Here is a 4,509-nt window from a genome sequence, read left to right as displayed (position 1 = left end):
GCCGGGTCGAGCCGTGCCGGCCTGCTGCCCTCGACCCATTCCGCGACGCGCCACGCGGTGTCCGCTGATCCGGCGGGCAGCAGGATGGCCCCCTCGGCGGTCCGCAGCACCCGAGGCGAGGGCACTCCCACGGTGCCGCACAGCTGCGCGAAGGCCACCTCCCGCTGGGCGGCCGACTCCTCGGGGACCTCCCACAGGAGTCGCTTGACGGCATACACACCGGTGTCGGTGTCGAGGCGATAGATCTCACCCATCGCACCGCGCGCCCCGGCAGCGACCGCGCGCGGCCGACCCAGCCCGAACCGGGCCGCCACGAACCGTAGGTCCGCGCCCTTCTCGTCCCTGGCCACGGTAGCCGGGCATGGTCCCGGTCGACTTGAAAGCCGGCCCACTGGTGCCCGATGTCGCACACTGGTGCCCTGCGCACGCAAGGCATCAGTGTGCCGAATCGTACATCAGTGGGGTCCGGGCACCGGCCCAGCCGTGTCCATGCATCATGGGGTGATGAGCCAGCACGAGACCCCGGCCCCGACGACTCCCCGGCAGCTCGCCGACCAGTACGTCCACGCCTGTGCCGACCTGGACCCCCAGGTGGCGACCATGCTCGGCCTGCGTGAGCACGACGACCGGGTCCCTGACTTCTCCCCCGAGGCCCAGGACGCGCAGGACGCCCTCGACCGCCGGGTGCTCGCCGACCTCGACGCCCTGGAGGAGCAGACGGGGCCAGAGGGTTGGGACGACCTGGAGCGCCGCTGCGCCACCCTCCTGCGCGACCGCCTGGGCGTGTCCCTGGAGTGCTCGGAGGTGGGCGAGCACCTGCGGCCGCTGCGCAACATCGGCGCTCCGGTGCACGCCGTGCGCAACCTCTTCATGATGATGCCCGCAGAGAGCGAGCAGGACTGGGCGTGCATCGCCCGGCGGATGAGCCGCTTCGGCGACTCCTACGACTCGCTCATGGCGGCGCTGGAGGAGGGCCGCCGGCGCGACCTGTATGCCGCACCGCTGCAGGCGCAGACCACCATTGACCAGCTCGGGGAATGGCTGCAGGGTGAGGCGGGCGGCGACGGCTCGTGGTTCCACGACTTCGTGGCCGACGGGCCGGAGTCGCTGCGCGAGGGTCTCACCGCCGCGGCCGACCAGGCGGCGCAGGCGGTGGCGGGGCTGCGCGACTACCTGGACACGACATACCTGCCGGCCGCACAGGGCACCCCGGACCCCTGCGGCGAGGACCGCTACCGCCTGAGCGCACGCCGGTGGATGGGCGCCGACATCGAACCGCACGAGGTGTATCAGTGGGGGTGGGCGCAGTTCCGGGAGCTGGATGAGCAGATGCGCGAGGTCGCCGAGCAGATCCTGCCCGGGTCGACCCCCGTCGAGGCGATGCGGCACCTGGACGAGCACGGCAAGGCCGTGGACGGTGTCGAGGAGGTGCGCGTCTACCTGCAGAAGATGATGGATGGCGCGATCGCCGAGCTGGACAACACGCACTTCGACATCGCCGAGCCGATCCGGACCGTCGAGGCCAGGATCGCGCCCGCGGGCAGCGCGGCGGCCCCCTACTACTCCCGGCCCTCGGTCGACTTCTCCCGCCCGGGCCGCACCTGGCTGCCGACGCTGGGTGAGACCCGGTTCCCGCTGTATGACCTGGTCAGCACCTGGTATCACGAGGGCGTCCCGGGCCACCACCTGCAGCTGGCGCAGTGGGCCTACGTCGCCCCGCAGCTCTCGCTCTACCAGACCTCGCTCGGCTCCTCCTCCGGCGCCACCGAGGGGTGGGCGCTGTATGCCGAGCGGCTGATGGACGAGCTGGGCTACCTGGACACCGAGGAGCGGATGGGTTATCTGGACTGCCAGATGATGCGGGCGATCCGGGTGGTGATCGACCTGGGCATGCACCTGCAGCTGACGATCCCGGACGACTCGCCGCTGGCGCCCGGGCAGACCTGGACTCCGGAGCTGGCGACCGAGTTCTTCGACCAGCACTGCGGGCGCTCGCGCTCCTTCATCGAGTCCGAGATCGTGCGCTACCTCGGCTGGCCGGGGCAGGCGATCAGCTACAAGCTCGGCGAGCGGGCCTGGCTGACCGGTCGGGAGGCGGCGCAACGGGCACACGGGGACGACTTCGACCTCAAGGCCTGGCACATGGCCGCGCTGTCGCTCGGGGCGCTCGGCCTGGATGACCTGCAGGCCGAGCTGTCCCGGCTCTGAGCGCCTCGGTTGTCGGACCCGGGTTCTACAGTGAGCCCGTGAGCACATCACCCGGGCCGGCCTCGTCGTCCCTGCCCGCGGTCGCCCGCGAGACGACCGCGGAGCGGCCATGGCCGGTGCGCACCCTGTCGTTGAAGATCTCCGACTACGTCACCAAGATGTCACCGCTGTGGGTCGAGGGGCAGATCGTGCAGCTCAACCGGCGGCCGGGGATGGGCACGGCGTTCCTGACCCTGCGCGACACCGACGTCGACATGTCGCTGTCGGTGAGCATCCCGGTCCCCGCGCTGGACGCAATGCCCTCACCACCCCAGCCGGGGGCGCGGGTGGTGGTCAATGCCAAGCCCGCGTTCTGGACCAAGCGCGGCACCCTGCAGCTCGAGGCCCGGCAGATGCGCCACGTCGGGGTCGGCGAGCTCCTGGCCCGGCTGGAGCACCTCAAGCAGCTGCTGCGCTCCGAGGGTCTCTTCGACGCCGCGCGCAAGCGCGCGCTGCCGTTCCTGCCCCGAAGGATCGGGCTGATCACCGGACGCAACACCGCGGCCGAGCGGGACGTAGTGGCCAACGTCCACCGCCGGTGGCCGGCCGCCGTTTTCGAGATCCGTCAGGTCGCGGTGCAGGGCAGCGACACGGTTCCGGCGGTGAGCGCCGCCCTGACGGAGCTGGACCGGATGGACGGGGTCGACGTCATTGTGATCAGCCGGGGCGGCGGGTCGTTCGAGGACCTGCTGCCGTTCAGCAACGAGGCGATGGTACGCGCGGTCGCGGCGGCGCGCACCCCCGTGGTGAGTGCCATCGGGCACGAGAGCGACACCCCGCTGCTCGACTTCGTGGCCGACTTGCGGGCCTCCACCCCGACCCACGCCGCCAGCGCCGTCGTGCCGGACCGGCAGGACGAGCTCAGCGGACTGCATACCGTCACCTCGCGGGCCCGTCGGTCCCTGGCCACCCGGCTCACCCGGCAGCGCGCGGCGCTGGCCGAGCTGATGGGGCGACCGGTGATGCGCGACCGGCACGCCATCGTGCAGCGACACCGCGACGACGTCACCGCGGCCCGGCGCGAGGGACGGGCGCGGATCGGCACCCGCGTGGAGCGCGAGCACGACCGGGTGGCGCACCTGCGCAGCCACCTGCGCGCCGTCTCACCCCAGCACACCCTGGAGCGGGGGTATGCCGTAGTCCGGCACTCCGGCGGTCAGATCGTGCGTGACCGGGAGCAGGTCGACCCCCAGGAGGTCCTGCGGGTCACGGTCGCCCGAGGCGACTTCGCCGTGACCCCGGTGACCGGGCCGGCCGCGGCGGCGGCTGGCTAGGCTGGAGCGATGGCCGACGACACGCAGACCCCCGTGAGCGACCTGAGCTACGAGCAGGCCCGCGACGAGCTGGTGCGCCTCGTGGCGCGGATCGAGTCCGGAGAGGCACCGTTGGAGGAGTCGATGGTGCTGTGGGAGCGGGGTGAGGCGCTCGCCGCCCACTGCCAGGCCAAGCTCGACCAGGCCCAGTCCCAGCTCGACGCCGCCACCGCGAGCGGCGCCGAGAGCAGCGATGCCGAGACGGGCAGCGAGGCGGCTCCGGGCGGGGAGTCTCCGACGTCGACGCCCTCGCCCCCGGAGTCCTCCGACACCAGCCAGGTGTGAGCGGCGCAGCGACGCCCACACCGACGCTGCGCCGGGTGCGACCCGGCGACGTGCGTGCGTTGCTCGATCTCTTCGCGAGCCCAGGCATGCAGCGCCAGGCCGACATCACGACACTCGCCCAGGCCACAGACCTCACCGAGCACCTGTCGACGGCTTCCTCGGACGGGGAGATCTTCGCGATCGACCTGGCCGGACGGCTGATCGGCGTGGTCAACGTCAGCGCCATCGAGACCACGCACCACACCGGCTGGTGCTGGTACTGGATGCACGTCGACCACCGCAGCCGGGGCTGGACCTCGCGGGCGACGGCCACGGTGGCGGCTTGGGCGCTCGGCGAGCGCGGCCTGCAGCGGTTGGGGCTGGGGCATCGCGTCGACAACCCTGTCTCGGGGGTGATTGCGTTGGCCGCCGGCTTCGTGCAAGAAGGACGCGAGCGCGGCAAGTTCCTCTTCGACGGTCAGCGGGTCGACGTGCTGACCTACGGCCGACTGGTCACCGACCCTCCGCCCGCCATACCCGCCCTGGACCTAGACATTCGGGCTCTCCTGTCGTTCCCGTGGGTCATCAGGGTGCGCCGCGGCCGGGTAGGGGTGGGCAGTAGCCGCCGAGGTTGAGCATCGCGAGGGCGATCATGGCTTCGGGGGACTTGAATCCGAAGGCCATG

The 4,509-nt window shown here is 71.8% G+C and carries 4 protein-coding genes and 1 pseudogene; 4 read left to right on the top strand and 1 reads right to left on the bottom strand.

The window, feature by feature from the left end; translation table 11 throughout:
- On the bottom strand, positions 1 to 350 hold a 350-nt coding region (locus ACR2FV_RS05550; RefSeq protein WP_434014704.1), incomplete at its 3' end, for a hypothetical protein.
- A gap of 154 nt (positions 351 to 504) precedes the next feature.
- On the opposite strand from ACR2FV_RS05550, the gene ACR2FV_RS05545 reads away from it, so the two are divergent.
- The 4 genes and pseudogenes from ACR2FV_RS05545 to ACR2FV_RS05530 form a co-directional block, all read left to right on the top strand.
- Positions 505 to 2,208, top strand: a complete 1,704-nt coding sequence (locus ACR2FV_RS05545; RefSeq protein ID WP_434014703.1) for a DUF885 domain-containing protein — start codon at positions 505 to 507, stop codon at positions 2,206 to 2,208.
- A 38-nt stretch (positions 2,209 to 2,246) separates the two neighbouring features.
- Positions 2,247 to 3,521 (top strand): exodeoxyribonuclease VII large subunit, encoded by a 1,275-nt coding sequence (gene xseA, locus ACR2FV_RS05540; protein WP_434014702.1) that lies wholly within the window; start codon positions 2,247 to 2,249, stop codon positions 3,519 to 3,521.
- 9 nt (positions 3,522 to 3,530) lie between these two features.
- The gene (locus tag ACR2FV_RS05535; protein ID WP_434014701.1) at positions 3,531 to 3,845 is read left to right on the top strand and encodes an exodeoxyribonuclease VII small subunit; all 315 of its coding nucleotides are present in this window, start codon (positions 3,531 to 3,533) and stop codon (positions 3,843 to 3,845) included.
- Positions 3,842 to 4,252 (top strand): annotated as a pseudogene (locus ACR2FV_RS05530) (GNAT family N-acetyltransferase); the annotation flags it as partial. The gene ACR2FV_RS05535 and the pseudogene ACR2FV_RS05530, both read left to right, overlap by 4 nt.
- Positions 4,253 to 4,509: the final 257 nt, after the last annotated feature.

The sequence above is a fragment of the Ornithinimicrobium sp. genome (assembly GCF_051004135.1).
Taxonomy (GTDB): domain Bacteria; phylum Actinomycetota; class Actinomycetes; order Actinomycetales; family Dermatophilaceae; genus Ornithinicoccus.
This window is presented reverse-complemented; position numbering and strand designations above follow the sequence as displayed.

Coding starts and splice junctions, on each gene's coding strand:
- ACR2FV_RS05545 (WP_434014703.1), top strand. CDS start 505: ATGAGCCAGCACGAGACCCCGGCCCCGACGACTCCCCGGCAGCTCGCC.
- ACR2FV_RS05535 (WP_434014701.1), top strand. CDS start 3,531: ATGGCCGACGACACGCAGACCCCCGTGAGCGACCTGAGCTACGAGCAG.